Origin of the sequence: Nocardia sp. NPDC059764 (genome assembly GCF_042732555.1) — a bacterium.
Classification (GTDB): domain Bacteria; phylum Actinomycetota; class Actinomycetes; order Mycobacteriales; family Mycobacteriaceae; genus Nocardia.
On sequence record NZ_JBHWHH010000027.1, the window covers coordinates 26318 to 41363 of the forward strand.

The window sequence follows — 15046 nt, forward strand, 5'->3', positions numbered from 1 at the left end:
GCCCGCGTTCAACATTCGTTGGGCGCGGGTACGCCTTGCAATCTCTGGTCGAGCCAGGTCAGGGATTCGGGGTAGCCGGTGAAGGCGGCGATGAAGTGTTCGCCGAGGACGCTGCGGTAGACGGCGGGCACACCCAGGTCGCACTGCTCGCGGTAGAGGTTCTTCGCGCCTTCGGCGGGGACCCAGAATTCCTGTTCGCCATTGAAGATGAACAGCGGCACGGGCGACTTCTTGCCGTCCATGCGGGTGATGGCGTAGATCTCGTGCGCCAGATCGCTGTCGAGCGGATCGGGGATATCGGCGGCGATGTCGATGGGCAGCTGCAGCACGCCCGGGATCGCGAACACCTCGCTGCACTGACTGTTGATCAGCTGCGAGGTCGTCACCCATTGCGCCAGGTGGTTCATCCGGGCCAGGATCTCGGGCCGCTCGCGGCCGATGCCGAACACCGCGCCCAGGAACACCCCCGAGGCGAGATTGGCGTTCATCGAGCGCGCCAGGATGCTGAAGTCCGCGGGCACCCCGCCCAGCGCCGCGCCGACCACCACGTCCGACAGTTCGGGGGCGTACTCGGACATCAGCTTCACCGCGCCGTTGGTGGCGATGGCCCCGCCGGAGTACCCGATCATCCCGAACCTGCTCTCGCCCAGCTCATCCGGCAGGTAACCGCGGGTCGCGCGGATGGCGTCGAGGATGGCGTGCCCGGCCACCGTCGGCTCGGCGTAGGCCATGCGCGGGCCCTCGTGGTCGGTGATGAGCACGCCGTAGCCGCGCAGCAGCGCCAGCTGGGTGGTGGGCAGGACGTAGCCGGTCAGGTTGGCGGCCCGGGTAAACCCGTGCGCGAGCGTGTATCCCGGGTTGCAATCGCGGCCCAGCGCGTCGATGGGCAGATTGTTGACCACCACCGGCCGCTGTCCCGGCCCGGTCCACTCCCCGACCGGCAGCACCAGGCTGGCGATCGCGTAGGACGGCTCGTCGTGAGAGTCGTTGGTGCGGTACTTGAACTGGAGCACCTGGCGCACCGGCACGATCAGAGTCGGTGCGGCCGTAGCGGTTACGTCGCGCACCGCGACCATGCCGCCCGGGTCCAGGTCGTCGAGCCCGGCGGGCCAGTCGTCGATGAAGGGATCACCGATCGGCGCGGGCATGGTGGCGGCCCGCAGCGCCGCCAGATCCGGTGCCAGCTCCGGAGTGTCGACCAGCGGCGACTCCGCGGGGGCCGGGGGGAGAGCGGGCGCCGGGAGCAGCTGATCGATCCAGCGCTGGATATCGGGCAGGGAGATGCCGGGCGGGTTCGGCGCGGTTCCGGGCTCGGGTGGTTGCGCGAAACCCGGTGCGGCGCAGTACGTGACGATCACACAGCAGCCGATCGTCAAGGCGGCGGCCAGTCTTCGCAAGCGACGCAGCACAACACCCCCCACGGATCTGTCGGTCGGTGGTCCGCGAAGCCTACGGGGAAGCACCACTGCGACACTCGGGAGTGGTCGGTTCGACGCCACTTCGAGACCGGTCCGTGCCCTAACCGGACCGCGTGTCACGCCCATCCCGTCATCGATCCGCGATCTCGCGGACCGATTGCCGAGGGCGCGAGCGGGTTACAGCCGCTTGCGCATCACCATGTCGAGCTGGGCGTTGCTGATCTGACGGCCCGCGTTGGACACCGAGGTCACCATGCAACTGCCGAACGACCCGAGCCGGTCGAACAGCGTGGCCACACCCACCGCCAGACCGTGCTCGCTGAAGTGGCTGTCGGCCTCCACGCCGATCTCGGTGCCCTCGGGCTGCCGCGAAAGGCCCAGCGTCATATCGGTATTGATGAACCCGATGCCCTTGTCGCCCCAGTTGGTCATCATGCTGGTCGCCTCGGCCACCACCGCGACCCGCACGAACGGACTCAGCTCCTCCCCGGTCACCACCCGGATCGGGTTCTGCCAGGTGCGCTTGCGGTCGGCGTTCTCGTGGTCGGTGGGCACCGAGTTCCACACCGGCGAACCCTCGCCGCTGTTGAACAGCGGCGTCTGCGGCAGCGCCGAAGGCGGGGCGACCTCGAGCGAGGGCGGCTGCGGTTCCCGCTCCCGCCGCCACAGCTCCCCCGGCGGCTGTTCGGACGGCTGCAGCAGCACGGCGGTGGCGCGCGCGGCGACAGTGCCGCCCTGCACCACGCTCACGTCGGCGACGCGGATCCGCTTGCCGTCGCGCACCCGCACGACCGGCGTCGTGGTGTGCTCGAAGCGCGCGGCGCTGAACAGGTCCACGGTCAGCCGTACGGGTACGAAACCCTCGGTGGCCTGGGTCCGTTCGAGCTCGCGCGCCAGCAGGCCGGTCAGGGCCGGCCCGACCACCTGCGCCGAGGACCACTGGCTGGCCGCGAACGACGTCGGGAAGAACCCGCCGTCCACCTCGTCGAAATACGCGGGCACATCCACCACGGCACCGGCTCCCGTCCACTCGAATCGATCAATCCACTGTTCCCAGAGCTAACACAGGCGTGAAACCCGTTTCAATCCGGGGCCCGCTGGGTGGGTGATCGAGTCGCGGATTCAGCGGGCCTCGCCGATCCGCAGCGGCTGGATTTCACGCGGCTGCTGCACATCGCACGGGAATTGCGCGCACAGGTCGACTGGGAGCTCGTCAGGACCGGGACCGCGGTCTCACCCTACGCACGCGCGTTTCTCAGCCTGCTGGACGATCTGGGCATCACTGACGGCCACGACGGTGTGCGGGCGGGCCTGTTGTGATGGCAGCGCGGCCGGGTGGTTGTGCACAGGGGGCGATACCGCGTGATTCGGCCGCGCCTGGCCGGGTATCCGCTTGTTATCGGTTCTGGATTACCTCCGGAGAAAGGACAGTGATGCTGCCTGTCACTCCGTACGCCTACTCCGTCGCCCACATTCCGCCGGGTGGCGCCCACATTCCTCGCGGCGGCACCCGCAGCGGCACCCGCAATCGGCCGGGCGACACCGGCCGGCCGCCGGACCGGACCCCCTATCGACCACCGGCCATCCAGAATCTGCCGGGCCCGATTCTGACCGCCGCCGGAATCGTGTCGATCGCATTGACTTTGACTACCGCCGGGTACGGTGAGCTCGCCTGGAGCGTGCTGTGCGGGCTCACCGGGGCGCTCTGCCTGCGTTTCGGAATCGGCCTGATGGTCCTCGAACAGGACCGGATCAAAGCTGCGAAGGTCCAGAACAGGGCTGATCACGGCGATATTTGATCTTCAGCGAATTCCTGGATAAAGCGGAACAGTCGTTTCCCTCCAGAACTTTCGATCGGAAGTACTGGGAAAGCCCTGTTCGGGGCGCATTACAACCTTTCGCCAACCATGGTTTCGCAAACTCATAGCATCCCGAAAAGCACTCTGACACTGCGAATTCGATGTTGCAGATGTACTTGCATCTGCGCAACGCACGGTCATAGACTCGTCGTTGCAAGGCACCAATAAGGGGACAACCAGAGAGCCGAGCGGTGAATCACCGGCGATTCTTCGCCCACGGTCAGCCGTCGGCCTGGCGTCAGGGGCGTTCGAATGAATCAGCCAATCAACCTCAGCCGACTCGGGTTTGCCGACAGAAGTCAGCCGGAGCAAACCTATTCACGTGAGACGGCAACCGCTTTCGTCATCCGCCAGGTCGAATCCACCGGAGCGGCCACTCGGTATGATTTCGACATCGAGCGGATCGTCACCACGGCTCACGCCATGGTGAACGACTGGGATCTGCACCATATGCAGCCGGAGGCATTCTGGCGGATCGCTTCCAGCTTCATCAGGCAGTAACCGAATCCGGCCGTGCCGCAGACCCACCCGGTCCGTGACACGCTGATAGGGGCCCCGAGAGGGGCCCCTTATCCGTCTGCGGGGTATCCGCAGGGCAGCCGGCGCCGGTCCTAGAGACCAGCGCGGCGCTCAGTCGAGCTTCTCGGCAATCTTCGCCAGCTCTTTGCGAGAGCGCTCCGGCGGCTCCGCCTGCACGCTCAGCTGATCCATCACCTGCCGGTACAGCTCGAGGTCCTCGCGGCGATCCAGGTACAGCGCGCTCGTGAGCTGCTCCAGATACACGATGTCGGGCAGTTCGGACTCGGCGAAGCGGAGCATGGTGAACGAGCTTCCCGCAGCCGCGTGGCCACCCGCCCCGTACGGCAGGAACTGGATGGTGACGTTCGGGCGCTTCGAGATCTCGATGAGGTACTCGATCTGACCGCGCAGCACGCCCGGCCCGCCCACGGGACGGTGCAGGACCGCCTCGTCGAGCACGGCCCAGAAGCTGGGCGCACCATCGCGGGTCAGCAGCTCCTGCCGACGCCGGCGCAGCGAGACGCGGCGCTCCCCATCCACATCGTGCCCGAGGGCAACGACCGAGCGAGCGTAGTCGGGGGTCTGCAGCAGACCTGGAACCAGCTGTCCCTCGTAGGTGCGAATGGATTTCGCCGCGTGCTCGAGCCCCAGATAGGTTTCGAACCAGGAAGGCAGCAGATCGCTGTAGCGGTGCCACCAGCCCGGCTGATTCGCCTTGCGTACCAGGTCCAGGAACTGCTCGCGCTCGCCGGGATCGTCAACGCCGTACAGCGTCAACAGATCCCGGATATCGCGCTCCTTGAATCCGGTTCGCCCGAGTTCCAGGCGACTGATCTTGGCGTGGGATCCGCGGATGTGTTCACCCGCGGCCTCCCGCGTGATTTTGTTGAACTCCCGCAGCTTTCGTAGCTGACTGCCCACCGCGATCCGCAGTGCGGTCGGGCCGCGTTCGGCGACAGCGGAATCCGCCTGCAGGTGGGCAAGGGGTTCTGCGATCATGAGGTCCACTCCGATGCTCGGGTTTGCCGGCAGTGGACTCACAACGGCTAGTCGCGAACCACCGCGCCGATTGCCAATGCTACCGCTCAGCGCGCGAGGTCGTCGAACTCTCCACCCTTCGCGCCTTGCAGGAACGCATCGATCTCCGGGCGCGTGTACACGATCAGCGAGCCTTCGGGGTCGCGCGAGTTGCGCACGGCGACCTGCCCATCGGCCAGCGGGGCGAGTTCCACGCAGTTTCCACTGGGATTGCTGAAGGTGCTCTTGCGCCACAAGAGATTCGAGCGATCGATCGAGGTTGCCGAGATGTCCGTCATTTCAGACTCCTTGCCAGTACCGCCCGCAGACGGTGGTCCCAGTACTTGCAATTGTTCGATCAGATGTACTTACAGTTGCAACCGCAAGCACGACGATAGCACGCAGGTAGCCCATGATCGATAGCCTCGAGGCGGCACATCCTTTGCAACACAACAGATTTGATCTTGGAAACCCATATCCAAGAGCGAAGTTGCGAAGGGGGAGCGGAGAATTCGGGTCAGTTCGTCCCGTTCGCCCGATTGTTCCGGAACCCTATGTCCGAAAGGTCACGTGACGCCGGAATCTCTCCTCAACACCCCTGACGAGCGTGCAGATGTGCTTGCATCTGCGCGATCCGAGCTCCTAAACTCGGTGCACCAATCCCCCACTCGGCCAGAGGCATCCCATGACACAGATGCTCGTCCGTCGCACCGATGCCGCGGCTCGCGGCGACCAAGCCGGTGACTGCGAGGCGGAACCACGCACCCTCACCTACCGCGAGGCCCGCGCCGTCCTCCGCGCGCACGACCAGCACTTCGCCTGCGGGCAGTATCTGGCGGCCATAGCGTACCTGTCCGCCGACAACGACGTGGACTGACCGCACCGGGCGCGCGCACTATTGCGTTCGCATCGATGCCCAATGATGAACAAGAGCGCGACTTCCCTTGCGTGACAGTGGGTCCGGCGAGTACCCCGGAGGGTGAATTGCCCCCCGTGTGGAAGAGCGCCGAGATGTTTCTTATTGCCGCCCACGAGCTGCTGACCCAGATTCAGCACGCGCAGATCGTCGATCCCACGCCCGAAACCCCGCCCGCGGCCGACAAGCTGATGCGGCTGGTCCGGTATTTCACCTGGTTCGTGCTGCTTTCCGGAGTCCTCGCCATCACCTACGCGGGCGGTCGCTTCGCGTGGGAAAAGTGGAGCGGCAGCGGTTTACAGTCGCCCAAACAGGTGGCCGGCGCGCTCGTCGGCGGCATCGTGGCGACGAGCGCGGGCACCATCATGAACGCAGTAATCGGTCAATAGCTCCCAATTCGGGCGCTGAAAATTACCGATAATTCTGCCAAGAGGGGTTGTCTGAGACGAGACCGACCCGTCGGCCCGAACTCACGCGGTCGCGGCCACCACACCGGCGGCGCCGGATCCGGCCGCACCGACCAGTTCCTCGAAGCGCGCCACCACTTTCCGGTGGTACATGCCGAACAGATCCTCGAACAGCGCCAGCTGCGCCTCACTCGGACCGGCGTCGGATTCCCACACCGCCACCAGCGCCCGCCACACCAGCACGTGCAGATCCGGGGAGACCGCGAAGTACGCCTCGACCGCCGCCGGCACCTCGAGCACCATCTCACCGATCGAGTTGAGCACCGCGCGCTGCACCGAGAGCCCGAGCGCGGTGAGCATCCGGCGCAGCAGCCCGAGTTCGATGCTCAGCATCCGATACGGGTCCGGGTCCGTGCCGCGCGCAAGGGTTTCCAGTTCGTCGATCTCGGCCTTGAGTTCGGCCGGATCGAGCGGGCGCTCGCTGCCGGTGTAGGCGAGCAGCGCCTCGAGCGCGATCCCGCGTTCCTCATCGACGATATTGCCGAACATCTCCGCGGCGATCTCCGGTTCCGGCATGGACAGCCGGAACAGCCGCCCATACACGTCCACACCGCCCTCGGAGCGCACATCGCGGATCACGAATCCCTTACCGCGGTGGGCGTCCACGAAGCCGTAGGACTCCAGCCGGCCCAGAATCAATTGCGCTGTCGCACGATTGAGGTCGAACTCCTCGGCGACCTGGCGGACGGACGGCATCAGACCACCGGGCTCGTACTCCCCGGATGCCACGCGGCGCGCCAATTCGTCGGCAACGTCGGCGACGACCGTCCGGTCTCCCATCGTGTCACCTCTCCAAAAACCCTCGATTACGTCCCAGACAGTCTAGGTGGTTGTTCGATCAACCGCACAAGTCTTCGAATCCGCAGGCAGCGGGGCCGGACAGTTCGGTATCTTTACGAATTCTCTACGGCATGGGGCTCCGATTCTTCCGATTTCCAGACCTAGGCTGCGAGCGTGGTTTCACCGATCGACGTAGCCAAACGACTCGTGCTCGGACGGCCGTTTCGCAGCGATCGGCTCGGCGAGACCCTGCTGCCCAAGCGGCTCGCACTGCCGATCTTCGCCAGCGACCCGCTGTCCTCGGTCGCCTACGCCACCCAGGAGATCCTGCTCATCCTGACCCTGGGCGGGCTGGCCTACCTGCACCTGACCCCGGTGGTCGCGGCGGGCGTGGTGGTCCTGCTGGCCGTGGTGGCGCTGTCGTATCGGCAGGTGGTGCAGGCGTATCCGTCCGGCGGCGGCTCCTACGAGGTGGTGGCCGAGAACCTCGGCGCGCTGCCCGGCCTGGTGGTGGCGGCGGCGCTGCTGGTCGACTACGTGATGACCGTGGCGGTGTCGGTATCGGCCGGCGTGGACAACATCATCTCGGCGGTGCCCGACCTGAACGCCTACCGGGTGGTCATCGATCTGGGGTTCATCATCTTCCTGACCGCCATGAACCTGCGCGGCGTGCGAGAGTCCGGCCGCGCCTTCGCGATTCCCACCTACGGGTTCGTCCTCGGGGTGTTCGCGCTCATCGTGGTCGGGCTCGGGCAGACGCTGCTCGGGCACACCCCGATCGCGGAGAGCGCGCACTACGAGATCCACGCCGAGCAGGTGGGGCTGTCCACCGCCGGGGTCGCCTTCCTGCTGCTGCGGGCCTTCTCCTCCGGCTGTACCGCGCTCACCGGCGCGGAGGCCATCTCCAACGGGGTGCCGGCCTTCCGCAAACCCAAGGCGCTCAATGCCGCGCGCACCATGACCGCCATGGGCGTCATCGCCATCGCCATGTTCTCCGGGGTGACGGCGCTGGCCATGATCACCAAGACCCGGGTCACCGAGAACACCTGCGACATCATCGGATTCGCCGGGGACTGCCACAACGACGCGCAGAAGACCGTCATCGCCCAGATCTCGGCGGCCGTGTTCGGCGGCAACTCGCTCGCCTTCTACTACCTGATGGTCACCACGGCGCTCATCCTCATCCTGGCCGCCAACACCGCCTACAACGGCTTCCCGCTGCTGAACTCGATTCTCGCGCAACACCGCTATATGCCGCGCCAGCTGCACACCCGCGGCGACCGGCTGGCCTTCTCCAACGGCATCATCCTGCTGGCGGTGGCGGCGGGGACGCTCATCTACGCCTTCGACGGGTCCACCACCCGGCTCATCCAGCTCTACATCATGGGTGTGTTCACCTCGTTCACGCTGTGCCAGACCGGCATGGTGCGACACTGGAACCGGGAGCTGCGGACCGCGCAGAGCTCCGGCGAGCGGTTGCGAATCCACCGGGCGCGCTTCATCAATGCCTTCGGCGCGTGCTTCACCGGCGTGGTGCTGGTGGTCGTGATGGTCACCAAGTTCACCCACGGCGCGTATCTGGTGGTCATCGCCATGCCGATCCTGGTCGCCATCATGTGGCTGATCCACCGGCATTACACGTCGGTGCGCGGCGAGCTGGCCATCGACCCGCACGACCAGGAGATGCTGCCGGGGCGGGTGCACGCGCTGGTGCTGGTGTCGGGCTGGCACAAGGCGACCCAGCGGGCGGTGCAGTTCGCGCGCGCGACCCGGCCGGACACGCTGATGGCGGTGACGGTCAATGTGGACGACGCCGGTACCCGCGACCTGGCCCGCGACTGGGAGCGCTTCGAGGTCGGCATCCCGCTCAAGGTCATCGAATCGCCGTACCGGGAGATCACCCGGCCGGTGCTGGACGAGATCAAGCGGCAGCGCAAGTCGCGGCCTCGGGATGTGGTGAGCGTGTTCATTCCCGAGTACGTGGTGGGTCGCTGGTGGGAGAACCTGCTGCACAACCAGAGTTCGCTGCGATTGAAGGCGCGGCTGCTGTTCGAGCCGGGGGTGATGGTGACCAGCGTGCCCTGGCAGCTGCATTCGTCGCGCGTCCGCGCCGTACCGCGCGAGGAGCACACGCCGGGTGAGATCCGGCGGGGCATCACAGGATCCGGCGGCCGGGTCTGATCTTCCGGCGCCGCCGAGCCCCGCGGCGCCCTTACCCGCCTTCGGTGTCGCGTGTGCGCTCGAGATCGTCGGCCCACCGCTCCGACCACTCCCACACGCCGTCCAGGACGCGGCCCAACTCCGTACCGGCGGTGGTCAACTCGTAGGACTTATCGGGCCGCTTGAGCACGACGCCGGCGTCGGCGAGCCGCTGCAGGCGCACCGACAGCATGCTCGACGAGCAATTGCCCATACGCCGGCGCAGTTCCAGGAAGCCCAGTGCGCCCGGCTCCAATTCCCAGATCACGCGCAGGATCCAGCGCTGGCCGAGCAGGTCCATGGCGGCCAGGAGCGGGGCGGCCGAGTCGTCGGCGCGGCTGTTGGCGGGCGGTGGCTGACTTGCGCTTCTCATTTCGAAGTACCAATGTAGTGCTTCTGAATTAGAAGCACTCTGGTGGATGGAGGTCGCGCATGACTACGACGACAGGGACCGGGCGGCGCATCGTGCTGGTCACCGGGTCTTCCCGTGGGATCGGCGCGGAGACCGCGCGGGTGCTGGCGGGCCGGGGCGACCACGTGGTCGTGAACTACCGGGAGAAGCGCAAGCGGGCCGAGACCCTGGCCGCCGAGATCGCGGCCGCGGGCGGCAGTGCCTCGGTGGCGGGCGCGGACATCGCGGATCCCGAGAGCGCGCGGGCGCTCGTCGAGGGCGTGGTGGCCGAGTTCGGCCGCCTGGATGTGCTGGTGCTCAACGCCTCCGGTGGTCTGGAGCGCGATGCCGCGCCCGACTACGCCATGCTGCTCAATCGCGACGCCCAGACCGGGCTGGCCGCGCTCGCGCTGCCGCATCTGCCCGCGGGCGGCCGGATTGTGTTCGTCACCAGCCACCAGGCCCACTTCTCCCCCACCCGTCAGGCCCCGCCCGGCTACGAGCAGATCGCCGCGAGCAAGCGGGCCGGTGAGGACGCGCTGCGTGCCATGGTCGGCGAATTCGCCGACCGCGGAATCGGTTTCACCGTGGTGTCCGGCGACATGATCGACGGCACCATCATCGTGCGGCTGCTCGAGCGCCGCGACCCCGATGCGGTCAATGAGCGCCGCGACCAGGGCGATCTGCCCACGGTCGAGGAATTCGCCACCGCCGTCGCCGACGCCACCACCCTGGACGCGCCACTGGGCCACACGGTCTATGTCGGCGGCCGGGACTTCCTGTCGACGCCTGCCGCACCCCGCTGACCTGGGCTCGGCGGCCCGGTGCGGGGTCAGGTCAGCGGGCGTCGGCCGCGAGGCCCAGGCCCAGCGCGACCAGGATCGCGGCCAGGGTGCGTTCGATGCGATGGCGAATGCCGTTGCGGCGCAGCCAGGTTCCGGCGCGGTCGGCGGCCAGGACGACGCCGACGCACCACGAGGTGTCGATGACCAGCTGGATGGCGGCCAGGATGAACACCGTCGGCAGCACCGGGCCGCTGCCGGGTAGGAACTGCGGCAGGATCGTCAGACCGAAGACCGCGGCCTTGGGGTTGGCCGCGATGGAGATCAGCGAGGCGCGGAGGGCGGCCGCGGGCGTGCGGCCGCCGGGCAGCGCGGCGGTCAGCGCCGCACCGAAGGCGTCGTCGGCGCGGGCCCCGCGATCGCCGCGGGTGCCACGCCAGGCCTGGATTCCCAGCCAGATCAGGACCAGCGCGCCGATCAGGTGGATGCCCACGTTCAGGACCTGGTTGGCCACCAGCAGCGCCGACAGTCCCGCGCCTCCGGCGACCGTCCACCCGAAGATGCCGATCTCATTGCCCACCACGGCCGCCAGCCCCGCGGCCCGCCCGTCGCGCACCGACCGCTGCAGGAACAGGACGGTGGCCGGACCGGGCAGCGCGGCCAGGACGAGCGAGGCGAGGGCGAAGGCGGGCAGCACCTGAATCCAGTGGGGCATGCCTCGATGCTGACATCGACCTCATGCCCCCGGCCAGCGGTTTTCGCCGGAATGCCGTACTTCGCACCCCTGAGCGGCTGGTCGGGGCGTGCCACGCCGCCGTCGCGGGGACGATCATGGTGGTATCCAGCGCGGAACGGGTAACGCCAGGGTGAGGAGGTGCGGCGATGGTCAACGACGTGGAGAAGCGGTGGAACGATCCGGAGATGCTGCGGCAGGCCACCCGCTATGTCCTGAGCGTGCTCGGGATCGCCCTGGCAGCCGGCGTGATCGTGCTGGTGTGGGCCTCGGCCCGAGACAGCTGTTTGAACGCGGGATCGGTGCTGTGCGACGGGACCTCGAAGGTGGTGGTGGGCCTGGTGCCGGGCGGGGTCCTGCTCACCGGTGGCATCCTCGCGCTGGTGCTGGCGTTCCGCGCGTGGCGGGCCGGGCGGGCGTGGCCGATCTGGCAGGGCGTGGGCTGGTTCCTGTTCACGGTGATGGTCGTGTATCTGGGCATCGTGGGGTCGCAGGGCTGACCGATCACACCGGGCAGCGCGCGGTGTCCGCGGTGCTGTCGTGGTGGTCGAACGGAGTGCCGCCGATGCCAGCGTCCGGCAGAGCCACCGGAAGTGTCGGTGCCGGAGACGATCTCGTATCTGATGGATGCCCTGGGTAATGACCGTGAGCTGTTGCGGGCCGTGGTCGAGCAGACGCCGCGGCTGTCGGCAGCGGGCCCGGTGGTGGCGTTCGAGCAGCAGATCGGCGAGCTGGCCCGCGTCGCGCTGTCCATGCGGCAGTATCCGATTCCGGCCGAGGTGGATGCCGATGCGGCGGCGTGGATGCTGGTGCGGACGGTCGAGCATCTGACCATCCGCTATCTGCTGGACGGCCCGCCCATTCCACGTGAGCGCTTTCTCGCCGACATCACGCGGCTGATCCTCAACTACTTCCGCGAGCCCGTGTCGCGAGCCGAACGCGAGTGAAGGTTCGCCGCCTCACCGCCGCATGACCTTGCGCCGGTTCCGGGTCCGGACGGCGGGGAGGGCGAGCAGCAGGTCGACGGCCCGGGCCGCGCTCTGGGCCGCGCTCTCCATGGTGGCCGACCAGTCGGTTCGGGTCCAATCCCCCGCCAGCACCAACGTGGGCACCGAGGTGGCCTGATCCGGCCGCAACCCGTCGGTCCCGACGACCTGTGAGAATGTCGCCCGCGGCATCGGAACCACCTGCGCGTGCAGCACTTCGGCTTCCTCGGCGGCCGGGTAGTAGCGCCGCAGCAGCGCCATCTGCTCGTCGACCACCTCGTGGTGCGGTTTGTGGATCTGCTCGTACGCGCCGCTGGTGGTCAGGCAGTACAGCCAGCCGTTGAGCGTCCCACGCCCGTGCATGCGCTGCCGGTCGAAGACCTCGTCGATGACCCCGGTCCCGCCGATCAGGGCCTCCATGGCGGCCTTGGTGCCGAGCGGTCGGTCCAGGTACAGGTTGGTGCTGACGATCGGCGTGTATCCGAGTTTGTCGGCGGCCGAATAGATGCGGTCGTGCTCGGGCAGCTCGTCGAGCAGTCCGCCGATGTAGGAGTTGGGGACCGCGCACACCACCGCGTCGGCGGGTTGCACCTCGCCCCCGGCCAATTCGACGCCGGTGACCGCGCCGTCGGCGATGTGGATACGGCGCGCCACGGCCCGGTACTTCACGTCCACCCCGTGCCGGTCGAAGACCCGCTGCGCGCCGGAGACGAACAGGATGTCCAGATCGGTGGTCGGGTAGCCGATGGTGACCGGCCGCATCCGCTTGACGCCCAAGCGGATTCCGGTCGCCAGTACGTCGGCGAACACCTTGGCCGATTCCTGCCGCACCGGTTCGGCGGCGATGCCGAGGGCCAGCCAATCCCACAGCGCCTCGCGGGCGGTGTCGGGCATGCCGAGGCGGCGGAACCATTGGTCGGTGGTGAGGTCGGCCAGATCGCCGGGCTGGCGCAGACACTGCCAGCCCATCTTGACGGTGGCGGCGGCCGCCCGCGCCCGGTCGGCGGCGCTCGCGTCGGGGTGGGCGCCGAGCAGGGCGCGCACGGCGGGAAATCCGGTGGTGCCCATGATCGCCGTGCGCCCGCCGGGCCAGCGCAGCACGCCCTGCTGCGGGAAGCTCACGTATTGCCGGGTGCCGACGCTGGTGAGGTACCGGAACAGATGCTCGTAGCCGCTGGCGATCACGTGCTGGCCATTGTCGGGAATGTCGCGCAGCGGCGCGACTTCCAGCGAGTGTGTGCGCCCGCCGAGCCGTCCGCGGCGTTCCAGGAGCGTGACCTGTTTCCCGGCTTCGGCGAGCCAGACCGCGGAGGCCAATCCGGCCAGTCCCCCGCCGATGACAACGTAGCGTCGCGGATCGTTCATGTTCACCCCTGGAACTAGCCTGCACCAAGCAAGCTACGCCCGCCGTGCGCTCCGCATGCCCGGATTTCATTACCTCGCACAGGGAATGAGACCCGGGCGAACGACGACGCCCGCCCGGCCACCGGTGGGTGGCGGGCGGGCGTCGTCTCGAACCCGTCCGGAGTTACTGCTGGACAGCGTTTTCCGCGGATTTGCGGGCCATCAACGGGTAGGCGGCACACACCAGCAGACCCCACACCGCGCCCACCACGAGCGCGCTGCGGCCGTCCTCGGTGAGGAACAGCAGCACCACGACCAGCGCCAGGAACGCCAGTGCCAGCGCCGTGGTGATCGGGGCGCCCGGCAGCCGGTAGTCACTGCCCGGCAGCGCGCCCTGCTTGACGCGGACCCGGTAGATCAGGTGGCAGACCAGGATCATGCCCCACACGAAGATGATGCCCATGGTGGACACCGAGGTGATGTAGCCGAATGCCTTGTCCGGCGAGAAATAGTTCACCGCGACGCCGATCACCATGACCGCCGCCGAGACCGCGATGCCGGCCGCCGGCACCGACCGGCCGCTCAGGTTCGCCAGCGCGGGCGGCGCGTCCTGACGCTGCGACAGGCTGCGCAGCATGCGCCCGGTCGAGTAGATGCCCGAGTTGCACGACGACAGCGCCGCGGTGAGCAGTACGAAGTTGATGATCCCGGCCGCGCCCGGAATGCCGATCTGCTCGAAGACCTCCACGAACGGACTGCGGCCCGCGTGGAAGGTGCGCCAGCTCGACACCGACATGATGACCACGAGCGCGCCGACATAGAACAGGCCGATCCGCAACGGCAGCGAGTTGATGGCCTTGCGCAGCGTGCGCTTGGGGTCGCGGGCCTCACCGGCGGTCACGCCCACCAGCTCCACGCCGACGTAGGCGAAGACCACGATCTGCAGGGCCAGCAGCGCCTGCCCGAAGCCGTTGGGGAACACGCCGCCGTCGTTCCACAGATTGGTGACGGTCGGGTTGGCGGCGTGACCGAAGTGGAAGATCAGCACACCCAGACCGAGCACGATCATGGTGACGATGGCGGTCACCTTGATGGTGGAGAACCAGAACTCGCCCTCGCCGAACAGTCGCACCGACACCAGGTTGGCGACGAACATGATGCCCAGCACCACCAACGCGGTCACCCACTGCGGAATGTCGAACCAGTACTGCACGTACTTCCCGGCCACCGTGATCTCGGCCATGCAGGTAGCCACCCAGACCGCCCAGTAGGTCCAGCCGGTGGCGAATCCCGCGAAGCGACCCAGGAATTCGTGCGCGTAGTCGGCGAAACTGCCCGCGACCGGGCGGTAGGTGAGCAGTTCGCCCAGCGCTCGCATGATCACGAAGATGGCCAGACCGGCGGCCAGATAGCACAGGATGAGCGCGGGACCGGCCTTCTGGATCGCGCCGCCCGCTCCGTAGAACAGGCCGGTGCCGATCGCGCCGCCGATGGCGATCATCTGGATGGTGCGCGGGGAGAGGCCGCGCGAATATCCCTCGTCCGTGGGTGCGGCGCCGGTGTCCGGTAGCTGCCGTTCCGAGGCTGTCAAATGGTGTTCCTTCCGCGTGCCGGCGGCCGGAACCCCCTGTTCGC

Annotated in this window: 18 protein-coding genes; 9 read left to right on the forward strand and 9 right to left on the reverse strand. The window is 67.7% G+C overall.

The genetic code is table 11. The features are described from left to right. Positions 1 to 8: 8 nt before the first annotated feature. Together ACFV4K_RS08330 and ACFV4K_RS08335 are read right to left on the reverse strand one after the other, a co-directional pair. Entirely contained in the window at positions 9 to 1397 is a 1389-nt protein-coding gene (locus tag ACFV4K_RS08330; RefSeq protein ID WP_379273114.1) for a lipase family protein, read from the reverse strand. Positions 1398 to 1595: 198 nt separating this feature from the next. After that, a complete protein-coding gene (locus ACFV4K_RS08335; protein WP_379273116.1) occupies positions 1596 to 2429 on the reverse strand; it encodes an acyl-CoA thioesterase domain-containing protein in 834 nt (277 codons plus the stop codon). Positions 2430 to 2519: 90 nt separating this feature from the next. Between ACFV4K_RS08335 and ACFV4K_RS08340 the strand changes: the two genes are divergently transcribed. The 3 genes from ACFV4K_RS08340 (at position 2520) to ACFV4K_RS08350 (ending at position 3778) form a co-directional block, all read left to right on the forward strand. Next, positions 2520 to 2738: a hypothetical protein gene (locus ACFV4K_RS08340; protein WP_379273118.1), complete on the forward strand. Its 219-nt coding sequence runs from the start codon at positions 2520 to 2522 to the stop codon at positions 2736 to 2738. Positions 2739 to 2851: 113 nt separating this feature from the next. After that, positions 2852 to 3217 carry a hypothetical protein gene (locus ACFV4K_RS08345; protein WP_379273120.1) on the forward strand — a complete coding sequence of 122 codons (366 nt, stop codon included), beginning with the start codon at positions 2852 to 2854 and terminating at the stop codon, positions 3215 to 3217. A gap of 312 nt (positions 3218 to 3529) precedes the next feature. Beyond that, a complete protein-coding gene (locus tag ACFV4K_RS08350; RefSeq protein ID WP_213554958.1) occupies positions 3530 to 3778 on the forward strand; it encodes a hypothetical protein in 249 nt (82 codons plus the stop codon). 129 nt (positions 3779 to 3907) lie between these two features. On the opposite strand, the gene ACFV4K_RS08355 is transcribed toward ACFV4K_RS08350, so the two are convergent. Further along, positions 3908 to 4795: a helix-turn-helix domain-containing protein gene (locus ACFV4K_RS08355; protein WP_379273122.1), complete on the reverse strand. Its 888-nt coding sequence runs from the start codon at positions 4793 to 4795 to the stop codon at positions 3908 to 3910. An 86-nt stretch (positions 4796 to 4881) separates the two neighbouring features. Further along, positions 4882 to 5112 (reverse strand): DUF397 domain-containing protein, encoded by a 231-nt coding sequence (locus ACFV4K_RS08360; RefSeq protein WP_379273124.1) that lies wholly within the window; start codon positions 5110 to 5112, stop codon positions 4882 to 4884. A gap of 395 nt (positions 5113 to 5507) precedes the next feature. On the opposite strand from ACFV4K_RS08360, the gene ACFV4K_RS08365 reads away from it, so the two are divergent. Further along, positions 5508 to 5690, forward strand: coding sequence for a hypothetical protein (locus ACFV4K_RS08365; RefSeq protein WP_379273126.1), 183 nt, complete (start codon positions 5508 to 5510; stop codon positions 5688 to 5690). A 134-nt stretch (positions 5691 to 5824) separates the two neighbouring features. Continuing rightward, on the forward strand, positions 5825 to 6118 hold the full coding sequence (locus ACFV4K_RS08370; protein WP_357278156.1) for a hypothetical protein: 294 nt from the start codon (positions 5825 to 5827) through the stop codon (positions 6116 to 6118). A gap of 81 nt (positions 6119 to 6199) precedes the next feature. Here ACFV4K_RS08370 and ACFV4K_RS08375 read toward each other — a convergent pair whose 3' ends face one another. Then, entirely contained in the window at positions 6200 to 6976 is a 777-nt protein-coding gene (locus ACFV4K_RS08375; protein WP_379273128.1) for a GntR family transcriptional regulator, read from the reverse strand. Between the two features lie 174 nt (positions 6977 to 7150). Between ACFV4K_RS08375 and ACFV4K_RS08380 the strand changes: the two genes are divergently transcribed. Continuing rightward, positions 7151 to 9157: an APC family permease gene (locus tag ACFV4K_RS08380; RefSeq protein ID WP_379273130.1), complete on the forward strand. Its 2007-nt coding sequence runs from the start codon at positions 7151 to 7153 to the stop codon at positions 9155 to 9157. Positions 9158 to 9188: 31 nt separating this feature from the next. Here the strand turns inward: ACFV4K_RS08380 and ACFV4K_RS08385 are convergent, their stop codons facing one another. Next, entirely contained in the window at positions 9189 to 9548 is a 360-nt protein-coding gene (locus ACFV4K_RS08385; protein ID WP_379273131.1) for a winged helix-turn-helix transcriptional regulator, read from the reverse strand. A 59-nt stretch (positions 9549 to 9607) separates the two neighbouring features. Between ACFV4K_RS08385 and ACFV4K_RS08390 the strand changes: the two genes are divergently transcribed. Beyond that, positions 9608 to 10372: an SDR family oxidoreductase gene (locus ACFV4K_RS08390; protein ID WP_379273133.1), complete on the forward strand. Its 765-nt coding sequence runs from the start codon at positions 9608 to 9610 to the stop codon at positions 10370 to 10372. Positions 10373 to 10403: 31 nt separating this feature from the next. Here ACFV4K_RS08390 and ACFV4K_RS08395 read toward each other — a convergent pair whose 3' ends face one another. Further along, positions 10404 to 11063, reverse strand: a complete 660-nt coding sequence (locus ACFV4K_RS08395; RefSeq protein WP_379273135.1) for a LysE family translocator — start codon at positions 11061 to 11063, stop codon at positions 10404 to 10406. 167 nt (positions 11064 to 11230) lie between these two features. Between ACFV4K_RS08395 and ACFV4K_RS08400 the strand changes: the two genes are divergently transcribed. Then, positions 11231 to 11581, forward strand: coding sequence for a hypothetical protein (locus ACFV4K_RS08400; RefSeq protein ID WP_379273137.1), 351 nt, complete (start codon positions 11231 to 11233; stop codon positions 11579 to 11581). Between the two features lie 99 nt (positions 11582 to 11680). Then, a complete protein-coding gene (locus ACFV4K_RS08405; protein ID WP_379273139.1) occupies positions 11681 to 12028 on the forward strand; it encodes a hypothetical protein in 348 nt (115 codons plus the stop codon). A 12-nt stretch (positions 12029 to 12040) separates the two neighbouring features. Here ACFV4K_RS08405 and ACFV4K_RS08410 read toward each other — a convergent pair whose 3' ends face one another. Then, positions 12041 to 13432: an FAD-dependent oxidoreductase gene (locus tag ACFV4K_RS08410; protein WP_379273140.1), complete on the reverse strand. Its 1392-nt coding sequence runs from the start codon at positions 13430 to 13432 to the stop codon at positions 12041 to 12043. A gap of 163 nt (positions 13433 to 13595) precedes the next feature. Next, positions 13596 to 15002: an amino acid permease gene (locus ACFV4K_RS08415; RefSeq protein WP_379273142.1), complete on the reverse strand. Its 1407-nt coding sequence runs from the start codon at positions 15000 to 15002 to the stop codon at positions 13596 to 13598. Between the last annotated feature and the right edge of the window lie 44 nt (positions 15003 to 15046).

Coding starts and splice junctions, on each gene's coding strand:
- ACFV4K_RS08345 (WP_379273120.1), top strand. CDS start 2,852: ATGCTGCCTGTCACTCCGTACGCCTACTCCGTCGCCCACATTCCGCCG.
- ACFV4K_RS08350 (WP_213554958.1), top strand. CDS start 3,530: ATGAATCAGCCAATCAACCTCAGCCGACTCGGGTTTGCCGACAGAAGT.
- ACFV4K_RS08355 (WP_379273122.1), bottom strand. CDS start 4,795: ATGATCGCAGAACCCCTTGCCCACCTGCAGGCGGATTCCGCTGTCGCC.
- ACFV4K_RS08360 (WP_379273124.1), bottom strand. CDS start 5,112: ATGACGGACATCTCGGCAACCTCGATCGATCGCTCGAATCTCTTGTGG.
- ACFV4K_RS08365 (WP_379273126.1), top strand. CDS start 5,508: ATGCTCGTCCGTCGCACCGATGCCGCGGCTCGCGGCGACCAAGCCGGT.
- ACFV4K_RS08370 (WP_357278156.1), top strand. CDS start 5,825: ATGTTTCTTATTGCCGCCCACGAGCTGCTGACCCAGATTCAGCACGCG.
- ACFV4K_RS08375 (WP_379273128.1), bottom strand. CDS start 6,976: ATGGGAGACCGGACGGTCGTCGCCGACGTTGCCGACGAATTGGCGCGC.
- ACFV4K_RS08385 (WP_379273131.1), bottom strand. CDS start 9,548: ATGAGAAGCGCAAGTCAGCCACCGCCCGCCAACAGCCGCGCCGACGAC.
- ACFV4K_RS08390 (WP_379273133.1), top strand. CDS start 9,608: ATGACTACGACGACAGGGACCGGGCGGCGCATCGTGCTGGTCACCGGG.
- ACFV4K_RS08395 (WP_379273135.1), bottom strand. CDS start 11,063: ATGCCCCACTGGATTCAGGTGCTGCCCGCCTTCGCCCTCGCCTCGCTC.
- ACFV4K_RS08400 (WP_379273137.1), top strand. CDS start 11,231: ATGGTCAACGACGTGGAGAAGCGGTGGAACGATCCGGAGATGCTGCGG.
- ACFV4K_RS08410 (WP_379273140.1), bottom strand. CDS start 13,432: ATGAACGATCCGCGACGCTACGTTGTCATCGGCGGGGGACTGGCCGGA.